Source organism: Thioalkalivibrio sp. ALE9, from assembly GCF_000377445.1.
GTDB lineage: Bacteria > Pseudomonadota > Gammaproteobacteria > Ectothiorhodospirales > Ectothiorhodospiraceae > Thioalkalivibrio.
In genome coordinates this window covers 64845-81020 of the sequence record NZ_KB898123.1, presented here as the reverse complement: position 1 = coordinate 81020, position 16176 = coordinate 64845, and the positions used below count along the sequence as shown (strand labels likewise).

General features: G+C 66.2%; 16 protein-coding genes and 2 tRNA genes. 6 read left to right on the top strand and 12 right to left on the bottom strand.

The window, feature by feature from the left end:
• Window position 1: 1 nt before the first annotated feature.
• Together D106_RS0103530 and D106_RS0103525 are read left to right on the top strand one after the other, a co-directional pair.
• Window positions 2–757 (top strand): 1-acyl-sn-glycerol-3-phosphate acyltransferase, encoded by a 756-nt coding sequence (locus D106_RS0103530; RefSeq protein WP_018867667.1) that lies wholly within the window; start codon window positions 2–4, stop codon window positions 755–757.
• Window positions 747–1388, top strand: a complete 642-nt coding sequence (locus tag D106_RS0103525; RefSeq protein ID WP_018879234.1) for a hypothetical protein — start codon at window positions 747–749, stop codon at window positions 1386–1388. Before D106_RS0103530 ends, D106_RS0103525 begins: the two co-directional genes overlap by 11 nt.
• 157 nt (window positions 1389–1545) lie before the next feature.
• Here D106_RS0103525 and D106_RS0103520 read toward each other — a convergent pair whose 3' ends face one another.
• The 7 genes from D106_RS0103520 to D106_RS0103490 form a co-directional block, all read right to left on the bottom strand.
• On the bottom strand, window positions 1546–2286 hold the full coding sequence (locus tag D106_RS0103520) for a ThiF family adenylyltransferase (RefSeq protein WP_018879233.1): 741 nt from the start codon (window positions 2284–2286) through the stop codon (window positions 1546–1548).
• Complete coding sequence (locus D106_RS0103515) at window positions 2283–3065, bottom strand: TatD family hydrolase (RefSeq protein WP_018879232.1); 783 nt, start codon at window positions 3063–3065, stop codon at window positions 2283–2285. Before D106_RS0103515 ends, D106_RS0103520 begins: the two co-directional genes overlap by 4 nt.
• Before the next feature lie 10 nt (window positions 3066–3075).
• The gene (locus D106_RS0103510) at window positions 3076–4110 is read right to left on the bottom strand and encodes an NADP(H)-dependent aldo-keto reductase (protein ID WP_018879231.1); all 1035 of its coding nucleotides are present in this window, start codon (window positions 4108–4110) and stop codon (window positions 3076–3078) included.
• Window positions 4111–4127: 17 nt separating this feature from the next.
• Entirely contained in the window at window positions 4128–5258 is a 1131-nt protein-coding gene (locus tag D106_RS0103505; protein WP_018879230.1) for an FIST C-terminal domain-containing protein, read from the bottom strand.
• Window positions 5255–5713, bottom strand: coding sequence for a hypothetical protein (locus D106_RS0103500; RefSeq protein WP_018878799.1), 459 nt, complete (start codon window positions 5711–5713; stop codon window positions 5255–5257). Before D106_RS0103500 ends, D106_RS0103505 begins: the two co-directional genes overlap by 4 nt.
• A gap of 134 nt (window positions 5714–5847) precedes the next feature.
• Entirely contained in the window at window positions 5848–6738 is an 891-nt protein-coding gene (locus tag D106_RS0103495; RefSeq protein WP_018879229.1) for a phosphoribulokinase, read from the bottom strand.
• A 48-nt stretch (window positions 6739–6786) separates the two neighbouring features.
• Window positions 6787–8625, bottom strand: coding sequence for an SLC13 family permease (locus tag D106_RS0103490; protein WP_018878800.1), 1839 nt, complete (start codon window positions 8623–8625; stop codon window positions 6787–6789).
• Window positions 8626–8879: 254 nt separating this feature from the next.
• On the opposite strand from D106_RS0103490, the gene D106_RS0103485 reads away from it, so the two are divergent.
• Window positions 8880–9740 (top strand): universal stress protein, encoded by an 861-nt coding sequence (locus tag D106_RS0103485; RefSeq protein WP_018879228.1) that lies wholly within the window; start codon window positions 8880–8882, stop codon window positions 9738–9740.
• A 21-nt stretch (window positions 9741–9761) separates the two neighbouring features.
• Here the strand turns inward: D106_RS0103485 and trmB are convergent, their stop codons facing one another.
• From trmB to thiS, 3 genes are read right to left on the bottom strand one after another with little or no spacing between them, the layout of a single operon-like run.
• Window positions 9762–10490 (bottom strand): tRNA (guanosine(46)-N7)-methyltransferase TrmB, encoded by a 729-nt coding sequence (gene trmB, locus D106_RS0103480; RefSeq protein ID WP_018879227.1) that lies wholly within the window; start codon window positions 10488–10490, stop codon window positions 9762–9764.
• A 2-nt stretch (window positions 10491–10492) separates the two neighbouring features.
• On the bottom strand, window positions 10493–11299 hold the full coding sequence (locus tag D106_RS0103475; RefSeq protein ID WP_018867678.1) for a thiazole synthase: 807 nt from the start codon (window positions 11297–11299) through the stop codon (window positions 10493–10495).
• A 43-nt stretch (window positions 11300–11342) separates the two neighbouring features.
• Complete coding sequence (gene thiS, locus D106_RS0103470; protein ID WP_018867679.1) at window positions 11343–11549, bottom strand: sulfur carrier protein ThiS; 207 nt, start codon at window positions 11547–11549, stop codon at window positions 11343–11345.
• 66 nt (window positions 11550–11615) lie between these two features.
• Between thiS and D106_RS0103465 the strand changes: the two genes are divergently transcribed.
• From D106_RS0103465 to D106_RS0103455, 3 genes are all read left to right on the top strand, one after another.
• Window positions 11616–11689, top strand: a tRNA-Gly gene (locus D106_RS0103465).
• A 103-nt stretch (window positions 11690–11792) separates the two neighbouring features.
• Complete coding sequence (locus D106_RS0103460; RefSeq protein ID WP_018876747.1) at window positions 11793–12230, top strand: Fur family transcriptional regulator; 438 nt, start codon at window positions 11793–11795, stop codon at window positions 12228–12230.
• Window positions 12231–12293: 63 nt separating this feature from the next.
• Window positions 12294–12369 (top strand) — tRNA-Thr (locus tag D106_RS0103455).
• A 324-nt stretch (window positions 12370–12693) separates the two neighbouring features.
• Here the strand turns inward: D106_RS0103455 and D106_RS0103450 are convergent.
• Together D106_RS0103450 and D106_RS0103445 are read right to left on the bottom strand one after the other, a co-directional pair.
• Window positions 12694–14997: an EAL domain-containing protein gene (locus D106_RS0103450; RefSeq protein WP_018879226.1), complete on the bottom strand. Its 2304-nt coding sequence runs from the start codon at window positions 14995–14997 to the stop codon at window positions 12694–12696.
• Window positions 14998–15198: 201 nt separating this feature from the next.
• Complete coding sequence (locus D106_RS0103445) at window positions 15199–16137, bottom strand: site-specific integrase (protein ID WP_018879225.1); 939 nt, start codon at window positions 16135–16137, stop codon at window positions 15199–15201.
• Between the last annotated feature and the right edge of the window lie 39 nt (window positions 16138–16176).

Here is a 16176-nt window from a genome sequence, read left to right as displayed (position 1 = left end):
CATGCTGCCCCTGATCCGCGGTCTGCTGTTCCAGCTCGGGTTCATCAGCTCGATGCTGGTCTTCGGCGTGCTGGTGCCACCGCTGATCTGGCCGTTCTCGCGCCGCATCCGCTACCGGGTGCTGACGCAGTGGGGGCGCTTCAATGTCTGGTGGCTGCGGGTCACCTGTGGCGTGGACTACCGGGTGCGCGGCGCCGAACACATCGATGCGTCGCGCCCGCATGTGGTGCTGTCCAAGCATCAGTCGGCCTGGGAGACCGTCGCCTTCGTCGCGATCTTCCCGATGCAGACCTGGGTGCTCAAGCGCGAGCTGATGCGTATCCCGGTCTTCGGCTGGACGCTGGCGATGATCGATCCGGTGCCAATCGATCGCGAAGGCGGGCGCCAGGCGCTGGAGAATCTGGTCACCGAGGGCCGGCAGCGCCTCGACGAGGGCCGCTGGGTGATCGTGTTCCCCGAGGGCACGCGCGTGGCCCCGGGCGAACACGGGCGCTACCGCCAGGGCGGCGCGATGCTGGCCGCGCGTACCGGTTACCCGGTGCTGCCGGTGGCGCTCAACAGTGGCAGCTTCTGGCCGAAGAAGGGCATCCGGCGCTACCCCGGCACCATCGAGGTGGTGATCGGCCCGCCGATCGAGACCGCCGGGCGCAAGCCGGTGGAGGTGCTGGCCGAGGCCGAAGAATGGATCGAGACCACCATGGCCGGGATCGAGCCGCGTCCCGCCCGTCCGTCATCGGAGCCCGCACATGGCGAATGAACCCGTGATCAGCGCGCCGCTGGTCGAACTGCGTGACCGGACCATTTACCGCATCGGGGATGGTTCGCCGGCGGTCTGGCTGATCGACGACCTCGAATTGGGCGGGATCCTGGTCAACGCGCCGGCGTATTCGGAACCCCTGCTGGCGGCGATCCGGGCCATCACCAGGCCCGCCTACCTGTTCCTGCCCAGCCGCCATGGGGCACAGGACCTGGAGGCCTGGCGGGCGGCTGGCCTCGAGACCCTGGCGTTCGAGGCGGAGGCCCCGGCGATCCGCGCGGCCGGCGGCGAGATCGATATCGCCTTCAACCGCAAGCAGCGCCTGTCCCGCACCATCGATTTCCTGCCGATGGCCGGGGTGACCGAGGGCACCTGTGCCCTGCGCCTGAAGAACCTGCCGGGAGTCGTGTTCTTTGGCCCGGCGCTGGCACCCGGGGCGGATGGCTGGCCCACGCTGACCCAGAATCCGGAGGACCATTCCTTCGAGGCGCGCCTGTTCGGCGCCCTGGGCGTGAAGGACCTGAAGTTTGCCTATGCCTTCTGCGACCGCTTCGATCCCGCCACCACGCAGTATGGCCCGGACGCCGACCAGCACATCCAGGCCCGCATCGAGGCGGTATTCGACGAATAGCATCTTCGTAGGGGGTGGGGTTGTCTTGGCCTGTAGGAGGCCAGCCCTCTGGCCGATGAGGTCGGGCCGCGCCGTATCGCTCAGGGGGCTGAGCTCCCACAGGGCAGGACGGAACCCGTGGGTGCAGGGGTCTGACGGAGCGAGCCGTGTATGGCGGTCAGGCGCGGGCGATCAGGCTCTGGATTACGTGGCCGGCGGCGGTCAGGCCGAAGATCGCGGGCAGGTAGGAGATCGTGCCGTTGACCGAACGCGGCCGGCCGCCGTCCCCCACCGGGCGGTGTTCGGTGCCCTTGCGCGGCTGTTCGATGGAGAACACCACGGGGTAGTCGAGATGCGCGCCCAGGCGCCGCAGGCGCTTGCGCATCTGGCGCGCGAGCGGGCACACGCGCGTCCCCGCCAGCGGCCCCACGCGCACGGCGGTGGGGTCGATGCGCCCGCCGGCCCCCATGCTCGAGATCACGCCCTGCCCGCGCGCCTGGGCCGTCGCGACCAGCGCGGCCTTGCAGACGATGGAGTCGATCGCGTCGAGTACGAAGTCGGCATCCTCCGGGACCAGGTCGCCGATGGTATCGGGCTGGAGGAAGTCGTGGCGGATCGTGAGCTCGATGTCGGGATCGATGTCGTGGATGCGGTTCGCCATGATCTCGGTCTTGGGTCGGTCCACGGTGGAGCGCAGCGCGACCAGCTGGCGATTCAGGTTGGAGGCGCCCACCACGTCGTGATCCGCCAGGGTCATGCGCCCGACGCCGGCGCGGGCGATGGCCTCGGCGGCGTAGCTGCCGACCCCGCCGAGACCGGCGATGAACACATGCCGGTCCCGCAGGCCGGCCGCAACCTCGTGCCCCAGCAGCAGGTCGGTCCGTTCGGTGTAGGGATTGTGGGGGGCGGCGGAACTCATGCGTCGGGACCGGTCGGAAGCCGGAGGACCCGGCGTGCGTTTTGTGACGTGATTATAGCCATCTCTTCGGGATCCATGTCCCGCAGGGCCGCGAGCCGGCGATTGACCTCGGCCGTCATCGCCGGTTCGTTGCGCTCACCCTGATGTCCGGCCAGGGGCTGATCGGGTGCATCAGTCTCCACCACCAGGGTCTCCAGCGCCGCGTCGCGCACCACGCGGTGCAGCTTCTGCGCCCGCTCGAAGGTCACCGGGCCGCCGATGCCCAGGCAGAAGCCCAGGTCGGCCGCCTGGCGGGCCTGCTGCGGGCTTCCGATGAACGCATGCAGGATGCCGGTCAGGCCTGGTTGCTGGCGCAGGCCCTTCAGCACCGCGTCCAGCGCGCGCCGGCTGTGGATGATCACCGGCAGGTCGCGTTCGCGGGCGATGGCCAGTTGCCGCGTGTAGAACCGCCACTGGCGGTCCCAGTCGAGACCCTCCTGATAGCCGTCCAGCCCGATCTCGCCGACCGCAATGGTCTCGGGGTGCGTGTCCAGCCAGGCCTCCAGGGCGTCGAGGTCCGCGTCCGCATGTGCCTGCAGGAAGATCGGGTGCATGCCGTAGGCGACATGCAGGCCCGCGTGCTGGCGGTACAGGGCGTCGAGGTCCGGCCAGCGCGCCCGGGTGACGCCCGGCAGGACCAGCTCCTGAACCCCGGCGGCGCGGGCGCGGTCCAGCACGGCCGGGCGATCCGGATCGAACGCGTCCAGGTCCAGGTGGACATGCGTATCGATCAGGTTCATGGGGGGTGGCCTACGGACAGGGGTAGGTATAGCGGGCGTGGATGGCCTCGATGGCCTCCAGCACGGCGTCGGACAGGGTGATGTCCACCGTCGCGATGTTCTCGCGCAGCTGCTCCATGGTGGTCGCCCCGATCAGGTTGCTGGTCACGAAGGGCTGCTGGTTGACGAAGGCCAGCGCCAGCTGGGACGGGGTCAGGCCATGTTCGTGCGCCAGACGTGCGTACTCCGCGGTGGCGGCCAGGCCGCATTCGTTGCTGTAGCGCTGGAAGCGCTCGAACAGCGTCAGGCGTGCCCCCTCGGGCTTTGCCCCGTCCAGGTACTTGCCGGAGAGCATGCCGAAGGCCAGCGGCGAGTAGGCCAGCAGGCCGGCATCCTCGCGGATGGCCATCTCGGCCAGCCCCGCCTCGAAACTGCGGTTGAGCAGGTTGTAGGGGTTCTGGATGGAGACGATGCGCTCGGACAGGCCACGGTCATGGGCGCGGATCCACTCCATGAAGCCCCACGGGGTCTCATTCGAGATGCCGATGGTGCGCACGCGGCCGCTCTCGACCACCGCCTTCAGTGCCGCCGCGGTCTCCTCGATCGGGGTCGCGGCATCATCCGGCTTGTGGGCGTAGCCGAGCTGGCCGAAGAAGTTGGTGGCGCGCGCCGGCCAGTGGACCTGGTACAGATCCAGGTAGTCGGTCTGCAGGCGCCGGAGGCTGTCGTTCAGGGCCTGCTCGATGTGTTCGCGATTCAGCTGCGGACCGCCGCGCAGGTAGTCGATCATGCCGGGGCCGGCGACCTTGCTGGCCAACACCACCTGATCGCGGTTGCCGCGCTTGGCCAGCCAGTTGCCGATGTAGCTCTCGGTCAGGCCCTGGGTCTCCGCGCGCGGCGGAACCGGGTACATCTCGGCGGCATCGATCAGGTTTACGCCCTGGTCGAGGGCGTAGTCCAGCTGTTCGTGGGCCTCGGCCTCGTTGTTCTGCTCGCCCCAGGTCATCGTGCCCAGGCCGATCAGGCTGACCTCGATCTCGGTGCGTCCCAGTTTGCGGTATTGCATGCGGTCCCCTTGGCGGTTCAGGTGAACAGGGTCAGGACCCCGGTATAGCCGTACAGGCGGTTGGCGAAGATCTCGCCATTGGCGAAGAAGCCGACCAGGGGCACGTCGCCCAGGTGTTTCTGCACGATGCCCAGTTCCGTGCCTTCCTGGGCGAATTGGTGGCGCCCGCGCCCCACGCAGGAGACATAGATCGCGCCGCGAATCCCGTTGGGTGCCTGGGCGCGGATCTGCTCCAGCATGCGCTCGAGGTCCTCGATGGCCGCCTGGCCGTCGCGGCGCACGAACAGGATCTGCGAGCCCGGCTCGAGCATCTCGCCGACGGCCAGCACCTGCTGGTCCAGGTCGATCCCGATGATGTTGCGCACGCGGTAGTCGCCGGTGTCCGACCCCGGGATCGGAAAGCCCACCAGGATGTAGCCCAGCGCCCGCTCCAGGTCGCGCGACAGCACATCGCCGATGATGCCCTTGAACGCCGGCAGGGCCTGCTGGCCGTCCAGGCGCACGATGATATTGCGCCAGGTCTCGGTCAGCTCGTGCTGGCCCGGGAGTGGCGTGCAGCCCTGGCTGTGGCGTGCGGCGATCGCGACATCGTCGCGCAGCGCCAGCCCGGTGATGCCGGAGGCGGCGACGCCGTCGGCGATCTGCACCACGCCGTCGTCCCCGGAGTTGACTCCGCCGGTCGCGAACCAGGCGGTGCGCTCGCCGATCTCGGTCAGGATGCCCTCCAGCCCTTCCATGCGCGGGTCGGCGTTGAGGATCAGCCGGCCCGGGGTCTGCGGGTCGAGGAACCCGTCGAGTTCCTTCACGAGCTCGTCGAAGCCGCGCACCGGGTGATAGATCACGCGGACGCTGGCGGCCGGAAACTCGCCGATCATCAGGGTCGCGCCGGTCTGTTCGTAGAGCTCGTCGTGCGGGCCGATCACGGCCATGGCCATGCCGCCGACGAAGTGATCCACCCCCAGCCCCTCGCGCAGGTGTTTCAGCAGGGTGCGGGCGTGGCGGCTGAGCGCATCGGAGAGGTAGATGAAACCGACCCGCACCTGATCCCCGGTGCGCGGCGGCTGTTCGCCCAGCTCGGCGATCAGGGCGTCGGCCAGGGCCCGGGGTTCCTCGCCGCGGGCGGTGGCACTGCGAAAGGCATTGGTCATAAACCGAGTTGCTCCAGCATGCTGAGGGCCTCGTTGTCGTCGACCGGCAGGCCGGGGTGCGCGTTCAGGCCGCCGTCTTCGGTGAAGACCAGACGGGCGTGGTGGCGGGTGTCCAGTTCTTCCAGGAACCAGGCGATCTCCGAGGGATGCACCGCGTGTTCCCCGCGCTGCAGGTGGCGCACGAGGATGGCGTCCTCGCGCACGTCGAGAAACAGGGGCTGCGGCAGCTCCAGTGGCAGGATATGGGTCTGCACCAGCCACTCCACGGGGCTCGGCCGCCGCCGTGGCAGCGGGCGGCTGTCGATGCGGAAGTGCCCGCCGCCGCCCGGCTGCTTCAGGAGCTCCTCCAGCCAGTCGCCGGTGAAGCCCTGGTGAACGATCAGCGAGCGACCGGTGTAGCGGCCGCGAAAGCGCTCCATCTGCTGGGCCGGCCGTGGCCCGAAGAGTCCGAACACGCCTACTCCGTCCTGTCCGTTAAAGCCCGAATCCTAGCGGAATGGCGGGCCCGAAACGAAAAAAGCCCCGCCGGAGCGGGGCTGGGGAACTTCCCGGGAGCCGGGGAGACGCCGGGCGGGCGTCTCCCGGCAAATCAGCCGCGACGCGACAGCATGTCGTGGATGATCGGCGCGAGGATGACCTCCATCGCGAAGCTCATCTTGCCACCGGGCACCACGATGGTGTTCGGGCGCGACATGAACGAGTTCGGGAGCATGTTCAGCAGGTAGGGGAAGTCCACGCCGAGCTTCTTCGGATCCTCGAAGCGGATTACCACCATGCTCTCGTCCGGGGTGGGGATGTCGCGGGCGATGAACGGGTTGGAGGTGTCCACGGTGGGCACGCGCTGGAAGTTGATGTCGGTGCGCGAGAACTGCGGGGTAATGTAGTTCACGTAGTCCGGCATGCGCCGCAGGATCGTGTCCACGATTGCCTCGGCGGAATACCCGCGCTCGGCGTTGTCGCGGAAGATCTTCTGGATCCACTCGAGGTTCACGATCGGCACCACGCCGATGCCCAGGTCCACATGCTGCGCGGCGTTCACTTCACCGTCGGCCACCAGTCCGTGCAGGCCTTCGTAGAACATCAGGTCGGAGCCCGGCTGGATCTCTTCCCAGGGGGTGAACTCGCCCGGGCCGAGGTTGGTGCCGAGGCGCTCGTTGTGCTGCGCGGCTTCCTCGTCGGAATGCAGGTAGTAGCGCTTCTCGCCCTGGCCGGTCTCGCCGTAGGTCTTGAACAGGCCCTCGATGCGCTCGAACAGGTTGGCTTCGGGCCCGAAATGCGAGAAGTGATGGTTGCCTTCGTCGCCGGCCTTCTGCATGGCCTCCTTCATCGCCTTGCGGTCATAGCGATGGAAGCTGTCGCCCTCGATCACGACCGGGTTGATCTGCTCGCGACGGAAGATCGACTCGAAGGAGCGCTTGACGGTGGAGGTGCCGGCACCCGAGGAACCGGTCACCGCAATCACGGGATGCTTCTGGGACATGGGATTTCTCCTTGCAAACGGGTTGCACAAAGGTCGTTGAAAGAAAGCCTAGAAAATCAGATTGAGCATGAACATGGCGACCACGGCGAACAGGATGGTCATGATGCCGCCGGCCTTCATATAGTCCTTCACCCGGTAGCCGCCGGGGCCCATGATCAGGGCGTTCACCTGGTGGGTCGGGATCAGGAAGGAATTCGAGGTCGCGATCGCGACGGTCAGCGCGAACACGCGCGGATCGGCGTCCATGCCCGCGGCCTGCGCGGCGATCGCGAAGTTGATCGCCAGCGGCACCAGCAGCACGGTCGCGCCGACGTTGGACATGACCAGAGTGAAGAATGTGGCCAGCGCGAAGATCGTCGCCTGCAGCACCCAGGGCGGCACGGTCCCCAGCATCTCGAGCGTGTTCTGCGCGATCCATGCCGCGGTACCGGTGTTCTCCACCGCCATCCCCAGCGGGATCAGCGAGGCGAGCAGGAACACCGTCTTCCAGCTTACCGCGCGATAGGCACTGTCGAGGCTGATCACGCCGGTCAGGATCATGCCCAGCGCGCCGGTCAGCAGGGCCACCGACAGCATCAGGTCGGTGAACACGATCAGGCCCACGGTCAACGCCAGGAAGAACAGGGCATGCGGCACCTTGGACGGGCGCAGTTCCTCGTGCGGGTAGTCCGAGGTGATCACCACGAAGTCGCGATCCTGTTCCAGGCGCGCCAGGGATTCCCAGGTGCAGTGCACCACCAGGATGTCGCCCGGTTCCAGCGGGATGTCGCGCAGGCCCTCGCCATAGGTCTCGTTGCCGCGCTGGATGCGCATCACCGACAGCCCGTAGGTCTGGCGCATGGCCAGCTCGGTCACGGTCTTGCCCGCCAGGTTCGAGCCCGGCGCGATCGCCACCTCGGCGACCCCGGAACGTCCGCTGTCCAGGGCGTTGGCGAACACGTCCAGGTTCGTCGAGGGGCGCTTGCGCGTGCCCTCGCACAGCTTTTCCATCCGCGCGGGGCTGGCCAGCACCGCCAGATGCGAGTTGGCCTGGATCTCGTAGCCGGTCCACGGCGCCATGCGCAGCTCGTCGCGGACGTAGGTCCCGACGATCGCGATGCCGGTCTCGCGTTCGATCTCGGCCACCGTGCGCCCGACCATCGGGTCGTTTTCCGGGACGAACAGCTCGTGGATCTCGTAGGACAGGCCGTACACGCGCTGGAAGTAGTCCTGCGCGTTCTCGCGCTGCGCCGACTTGGTCTTGACCGAGGGCAGGACGAAACGCCCCAGCAGCACGAAATAGACGATCGCCGTGGCCAGCAGGGCCAGGCCGATCGGGGTCACGTCGAACAGCTGGAACGGCTCCATGTCGGAGGGCAGCAGGTCGTTCAGCAGGATCAGCGGGCTGGATCCGACCAGGGTGATGGTGCCGCCCACGATCGCCGCGAAGCCCATCGGCATCAGGAGGCGCGACAGCGGGATGTTCAGGCGGTTGGAGATGCGGCTCATCACCGGCATGAACAGCGCGGCGGCGCCGATGTTCTGCATGAAGCTGGAGATCACGCCGACCGTGCCGGAGACCGTCGGGATGATGCTCTTCTCCGTGGTGCCGCCCACCCGCATGATGAACGCCGCGACCTTGTGCATCACGCCGGTCTTGTCCAGGCCGGCGCCGATGATCATCACCGCGATGATCGAGATCACCGCGTTGGAGGCAAAGCCGCTGAACAGTTCCTCCTGGCCGACCAGCATCCCGAGGCCCGGCACCAGCGTCAGCAGGCCCAGCAGCACCATCACCGAGATGGCCGCGAGGTCCACCCGGATGATTTCGGATACAAACAGGAAGATCGTGAACGCGAGCAGCGCGAGCACCACGATCATCTCGGTGGTCAGCGTAAGGTTTTCCATGTTCCAGTCGTGTCCTGAAGACCCGCGCCGGACGGCACGTGGCCGGAAGCCGAAGGGGACGCGCGCCGGGCGCGGGCGCCGAGGCGGGTCGGAGGAAACGGGTTCCGCCTTTCCCTTGAAAGCGCGGGATTATTTCATCCCGCGGGCACGGACGCAAAAAACGCGCCGTGGGTGGCTGCGCCATGGCACCCGCCGTACTGGCGTTTGCCGGCATGTCGGTTATGCTGAGCAAAAAGTCTAGGTGGAGACCCCGTATGCCCGAATCCGATGCCCCGCTGTGCCGTTTCGAGACCATTGTCCTGGCGACGGATGGCTCCGAATTCAGCGCTGCCGCCGAGAATGTGGCGCTGGACCTGGCGCAGCGCTGCGGCGCGCGCCTGGTGGTCGCCCGCATCATTCCCACGGACACCCAGCACGACGCCCTGTCGCCGCCGCGCAGCCACGAGGCGAGCGTGGCCGGCCAGGCCGATCTGGATGCGCTGGAGAAGCGCGCCCGCGAGGCGGGCATCGACGCCTCAATGATCCTGCGCCACGGGGTCGACCGGCATCAGGAGATCGTCGCCATTGCCGAGGAGTACAAGGCCGGCCTGATCGTGATCGGCCGGCGTGACCGGGGCGATCTGTCACGCCTGATGGTGGGCGACGCCACGCGCAAGGTGATCGGTCTGGCGCCCTGCAACGTAATGGTCGTCCCGCGCGGTGCCGAGGCCCCGCACCGCGGGCTGCTGGTCGGGACCGACGGCTCCGAACTGGGCGACCAGGCGGTACGGGCTGCGATCGAACTGGCGGGTTACTGCGACCTGCCCCTGACGATCGCCACGGTGGCGGTGCCGGGCCAGAGCGACGAGCGCCGCCAGGAGGGCGTGGAGGCGGTTCAGCGCCTGCAGGGCGAGGCGCGCGAGCAGGGCCGGAAGGCGGATGCCACCACCGAGGAAGGCCGGCCGGAGCTCGCGCTGGTGGAGATCGCCCGGCGCGACCAGCGCGACCTGATCGTGCTCGGCAGCCATGGCCGCACCGGCCTCAAGCGCCTGCTGATGGGTAGTGTTTCCGAGCGCGTGATCGGCGGGGCCGAGTGCCCGGTGCTGGTGGTCAAGAACGCCTCAGGGAAACCCTGAAATCAGCGGTTCCCTGAGGCCTCAGGCGGGTTCGTTCGTCCGCCGGTAGAGCAGATCGGCGACCTGATGGCCGCGGCCGACCCCGCGGCGCTCGAACTTCGTCACCGGGCGTTCCGGCGGCCGACCCGGCGCCGGAACCGGGCCGTCCGGCGCAAACCACGGCGCGCATTCCTGCATCACCGCGACCATGTGCTCGGCATACTCGGCCCAGTCGGTGGCCAGGTGCAGCCGCCCGCCCGGCCGGATACGCGTCGCCAGATGACGCACGAAGGCCGGCTGGATCAGGCGCCGCTTGTGGTGGCGCTTCTTGTGCCAGGGGTCGGGGAAGAACACCTGTACGCAGTCCAGGCTGCCCGGCGCCAGATAGTGCTCCAGCAGTTCCACCGCATCGGCGTCGCTGACGCGTACATTGGTCAGGCCGCGCTGTTCCACCTCGCGCAGCAGATGCCCGACCCCGGGCCGGTGCACCTCGGTGCCGATGAAGTCGCGTTCCGGCTGCTGGTCCGCCTGCTCCGCCAGGCTCTCGCCGTCGCCGAAGCCGATCTCCAGCGTGACCGGCGCCGTGCGCCCGAACACCGCCCCCAGATCCAGGGGCGCCGCGGGCTCCGGGAGCTGCAGGCCGAAGCGCGGCAGCAGTTCGTCCAGCGCGCGTTGCTGGCCCGGCGTCAGCCGGCCCTCGCGGCGCACGAAGCTGCGGATACGTCGGTAGAACGGCTTCCCGTCCGCCGCGGAATCGATCGTTTCGTCCATGTTCAGCTGAAGAACAGGCCGGTCTGCGGCGAGGAGGCCGAGGCGTAGCGGCGTGGCGCCATGCGCCCGGCAAGGAAGGCCTGGCGCCCGCCGATGATCGCGTGGCGCATGGCCGAGGCCATCATCACCGGGTTGTCGGCGGCGGCGATGGCGGTGTTCATCAGGACGCCGTCACAGCCCAGCTCCATCGCGATGGCGGCATCCGATGCGGTACCGACGCCGGCATCCACCAGCACGGGGACCGTGGCGTTTTCGACGATCTCGCGGATGTTGTAGCGGTTCTGGATGCCCAGTCCGGAGCCGATCGGCGCGGCCAGCGGCATGATCGCCAGGCAGCCGATCTCTTCCAGGCGCTTCGCCAGCAGCGGGTCGTCGGTGGTGTAGACCATTACGTCGAAGCCCTCGGCGACCAGGGTCTCGGCGGCCTTTACGGTCTCGAAGACGTCCGGGTACAGGGTCTTCTCGTCGCCCAGCACCTCCAGTTTCACCAGGTTGTGCCCGTCCAGCAGCTCGCGTGCCAGGCGGCAGGTGCGGACCGCGTCCTCGGCGGTAAAGCAGCCGGCCGTGTTCGGCAGCAGCGTGTAGCGCTCCGGCGAGATCACGTCCAGCAGGTTGGGTTCGTCCGGATTCTGGCCGATGTTGGTGCGGCGGATGGCGACGGTCACGATCTCCGCGCCGCTGGCCTCGATGGCATCGCGGGTCTGGTCCAGGTCGCGATACTTGCCGGTGCCCACCAGCAGGCGGGAGGTGAACTCGCGCGAGCCCACGCGGAAGAGATCGTCGGCAGACGCGGCGGCCGGTTCGGTCATGGTAATTCCTTCGTTGAAAGTAGTTACGGACGGGGGCTCGGACTCATCCGCCCCCAATCGCCTGCACGATCTCCACGCGATCGCCGGGATACAGCGGGTGCGCGGCGTGTTCGCTGCGCGGCACCAGCTCCTCGTTGACCTCCACTGCCAGGCGCCGGCCACCGAGGCCGCGTGCCTCGATCAGCGTGGCCAGCGTGGCCTCGCGATCGTCGGGGAGCTCGAAGGGTTCGCCGTTCAGCTGGATCTGCATGGTTCTTCGTCCGGCGTTCAGGGCCGTTGAGCCGGAGGCCGACAAGGCCTACAATCGCCGGCTCAAGCGGGTGTAGTTCAATGGTAGAACGGGAGCTTCCCAAGCTCTTAATGTGGGTTCGATTCCCATCACCCGCTCCATCTTTTCGTATTCTATCAGGCTTCCCGGCCGTATCGATCGCCTTGACCTGTCTCAGGGGCGGGATATGGACTTGCTCCAGAGCCCTGTTATATCTTCGGAATCATGAACATCGACTCCCACAATCCGGATCTGCTGTCGGTCGAAGCGGCGCGCGAGCTCCTGCGCGAACATGCGATTTCCCCGACCGAGCAGCGCGTCGAGATTGCCCGCGTGATGTTCGCCCGCCATCAGCACCTCAGCGCCGAGCAGATCCTCGCGCAGTTGGTGCGGCATTCCTCGCGGGTTTCCAAGGCCACGGTCTACAACACCCTGAACCTGTTCGCCGAGAAGGGCCTGGTACGCGAGGTCCTGATCGACCCCGCGAAGCTGTTCTACGACTCCAACCTGAATCCGCACCACCACCTGTTCCATACCGATACCGGTGAACTGGAAGACGTGGACCCGGCGCGGATCGACATCTCCGACCTGCCCCCGCTGCCGGAAGGCAAGGAACTGCAGGGTGTGGATGTCGTCATCCGTGTGGGCAGCCGGCGCTCCTGAATCCGGTCGTCCGGCCCCGCCGGATTGTGGTCGATCCCGGCCCCCGCTATCATGTCGCGCTTCGCCGGTGTAGCTCAGTTGGTAGAGCAATCGATTCGTAATCGATAGGTCGGAGGTTCGACTCCTCTCGCCGGCACCAAACTTGCTGTCATCGTCGGATCAAGGGGACGATGACAGACCAGAGCCAGGGACAGGTCCGCCCTATTCGGACCATCGGAAGGGCGGTGTTGGTGGCACCGCCCTTCTTTTTTGCGTCCCCCGCTCGAATGTCGAGGCGTACTGCCAAGTGGCACGTACTGACTGGCTACGGACGGCATGTACAGCCACCCGATCCTTTACTATCCCATATCGGAATCCACAGTCAAGAAAGGGTTTGCGTGTCTGCGGTGATCCGGCACGTTGGCTAGGACCGGCCCGGTTGGGGGAGGTGGTCAACTGGAGGGCGTCGCAAAGTCATCGCCTCCTACGGCAGGAACCGACTCTCAGCGTATTCCGTGGTGTGGGGGCTCGGCGCATTGGACCACTCCGGTGGCGGAGTCCAGTGTTCCAGCCAGCCTGCGAGGGTGTCCGGTGGCATCGGGCGGGCGATGGCGTAGCCTTGGCCATTCTCGCAGCCCATGGCGAGCAGCGCCCGGCCCTGTTCGACGGTTTCTACACCCTCGGCGATCACTTGCCGGTTGAAGGTTTGGGCAAGTGCCAGCACCGCTTCCACGATCGCGCGGTCATCGGCGTCATCCAGCATGTGCTCGACGTAGCTGCGGTCCATCTTGAGAACGGTCGCGGGCACGCGCTTGATGTAGGTCAGCGAGGAATAACCGGTACCGAAATCGTCGATGCTCATGGCGACGCCGACTCTGCGTGCCGCCTGCATGCTCGTTTCGGCGGCGTCGGGGTTGTCGAAGGCCGTGCTTTCGAGTACCTCGATTTCCAGGTCCTCGCGTGGAATCTGTGGGTGCTGGTCAAGGATGTCTTCGAGGCGTGTAGCAAAGTCCTGCGCCTCCAACTGCATCGCCCCGATGTTGACGCTGACCTGCAACTTCAGGCCGCGTTCGCGCCACGCCTCCATCTGCTGCAGAGCCTTCTCCAAGACGAACTCGCCGAGATCGACGGATACCGGATCTTTCTCAATGGCTGGGAGGAATTCGCCCGGTGGCAAGCGTCCGTGAGTGGGATGGTCCCAGCGGACCAGTGCTTCGACCCCCAACACCTCGCCGGTGCGCATATTCACTTTGGGCTGGTACTCCAACACGAGTTCGTGATTTTCTAAAGCGCCGCGAAGCGCGTTGATCATGCGGTTCTGGCCGGCCATCTGCTCGTATTGCCGGTGGTCAAAATAATCCCAACGCTGTTGGCCGCGCAGTTTGACTTCGTACAGGGCGTGATCGGCCTGGCGCAGCATGGTATCGGGGTCCAGCGTACGACGCGGTGGGCGGACGGAAACGCCCGCGCTCACTCGTACATCCACGGTTTCGCCTCCGGATATCGGGATTGCGTTACCGGCGTCCACGACGGTTTCCATGATCTGGTCGAGTTCAGCAATGGATTTCGTATCCCGCAGCACGAGAATAAACTCATCCCCGCCCAACCGGCCGATCAGGGTTCCCGGATTCAGCGTCTCGCACCAGCGCCGAGCCAGGTGGACCAGAACCTGATCCCCGTTGTGTGTGCCCAGGCGTTCGTTCAGCGCGCCGAATGCGTCGAGATCGATGGAAACGACGGCCAGCGGGGCATCGTTCGCACCGGCTGTCTCCTCCAGGGCTCGCATCACGCCGGCCCGGTTTGGCAACCCGGTCAAATGGTCGTTGAACGAGCGCCATTCGAGTTCATGGCGATGCTCCAGCTCATGGGTCATATCTTCGTAGAAAGCGATGCGCAGGCGTTCCTCCCGTGCTCCGATCTCGCCGCCGCAGGTGATGCGGACAGGAACCTCGCGCTCGTCCGAGGTCTGGATGCGTGAGTAGATCGACTGTCGCTGCGCATCCGTGTGGTTGAGGTCGACGAGGCGCGACGACACCCGTTCGCGTTCCGCCTGTGGATGGAGGTCCGTTAGACGCTGGCCGCAGAGTGCGTTGGTGGAACGGCCAAGCAGGGTCGCGGCGGCTGAGTTGGCATTCACTATCCGGCCGTTTTTGGCAGCTACCAGAAACAGGGGGTGGATGAAAGACTCGAAGAGAGTGCGAAAATGGTTCTCGGCTTCTGTCTGGCCGCGTGAAGCCAGTTGTTTGGCAAACTCGGTGACCTGGCGTTCTACACCGAGATACATGTTGAGCAGAGAATCCAGGCTTTCCGATGACCGGTCCCGAAGGTGCCGCCGCGCCCGTTCACGGGCATCGGCGATTCCCATGCCGGCATCGATCGCACTGATCGCGGCGGCCATCTGTTTGTCGCTGCGCAGGATGTGCAGGGTCAGCCAGCGAACCAGGAATTCCAGCAACGGTTGCAGGCGGTATTCTTCGGGGCCCTGCAGGGCGGCGATTCGGTTCAGTTCCTCGACGAACCCGGCGTGTGCACGACAGTGGTCGTTAAACCATTCGTCATCGCGGAAGGCCTGTTCCCATATGCCTTCCTCGGTCTCGAAGTGGTAACGCGCATAGTCCCGCAGTTCCGCGACGATCTCGTCGGCCGTGGTTTCATCGGTGCCTTCCAGGACCGTGCGGGCCAGGCGGTTGATGAGGTCGACCAGATGACGGTGCTGATGGTCCACCTTGGGGATATGGGTCAGGAACTCATGGTTCCAGGGAAAAATCTCGAAGGTTTCGGTGTCCATCGGTGTTCTCGTCCTGCGGCCAATCCGTCTTGCTCGGTCTTTCCATCATTCGAGGTCCCACGGCAATCGGGGCCGCAAGACCCTTGAACGACGCCCTCCGGATGGCCATGGACGTTCCCGAGCCCTGCCACCTTAACTACCTTATCGTAAAAACCATGAGAGGAGAATGGGTTAAGTCGGCGCCTGATTGTTGGCTTGCCGCTAGGACCGGCCTGGTTGGGGAAGGTGGTCAACCAACTGGCGCAGCTGCCCCATGTCGGGTTCGACGTATTGCATCGTAGTCGATAGGTTGGTGTGTCCCAGCAGGTGCTGCAGCGCGCGAAGCGGAGGGTTCTCCTGACGCCCCACCTCGGTCCCCAGCGTATGCCGGAGACGGTGCGGCGAAATGGGCTGACCCAAGACCTCGCTCAGCTTCCGGAAAAAGCCGCTGACCTGCTCAACGCGAATGCCCTTCCCCTGGTAGCGCGCTTCGCCCCGATGCAGGCCCAGGTCGAACACTTGCGAGTGCTCAAGGCCCCGAGGCCCGCGGAGCGCGATGGTCTGGTCATACAGTTCCCGCAATGGCTCAAGCAAGGGCGCTGGAACCGGAATATCCCATTCGCGGTGGGTCTTCGATCCCGCCACCGATAGCCGCAGTACGTTCTGGTTCCAGCACACGTCGCCCCACGTTAGTGCCACCAGTTGCCGCCGTCGCATACCGGTGTAGTAGAAGGTGAGCAGCACCGCGAGCCAGAACCAGCGGGGCTCAAGGCATCGATTCTCGGAATCATCGAGCGCCGCGATCGCCTGATCCAGAAGGTCGCGCGAAACGGTCTTGATCCGGCGATCTTCAGGAGCCGCATCGACCCGTTCCAGGGGGTCATGGCTGATCCATTCCGCTTCCATGGCGAAGCGCCACATCGCGCGGAAATGGCGACGGTAGTAGTTCCAGGTCGTCGCGCGGGCGCGCTGCAGGACCTGGCTGCGCCATTCCAGCAGCGTGTCGCGCTGAATCTCGTCCAGCGTCCTGACGCCCATGTCGTTTTGAAACTGTCGAACAACCTGTTGGTATCGGATGGCGGTATCGGGCCGCAAAATCCGCTCGCGCAGATAGATCTGCACCAGGTCGTCGAGGGTGCGGTGGGTTTCCATCGCGGGCATGCCCTCCCCTGTAACGGGTTCAAGTCACGCCCCTGGCAT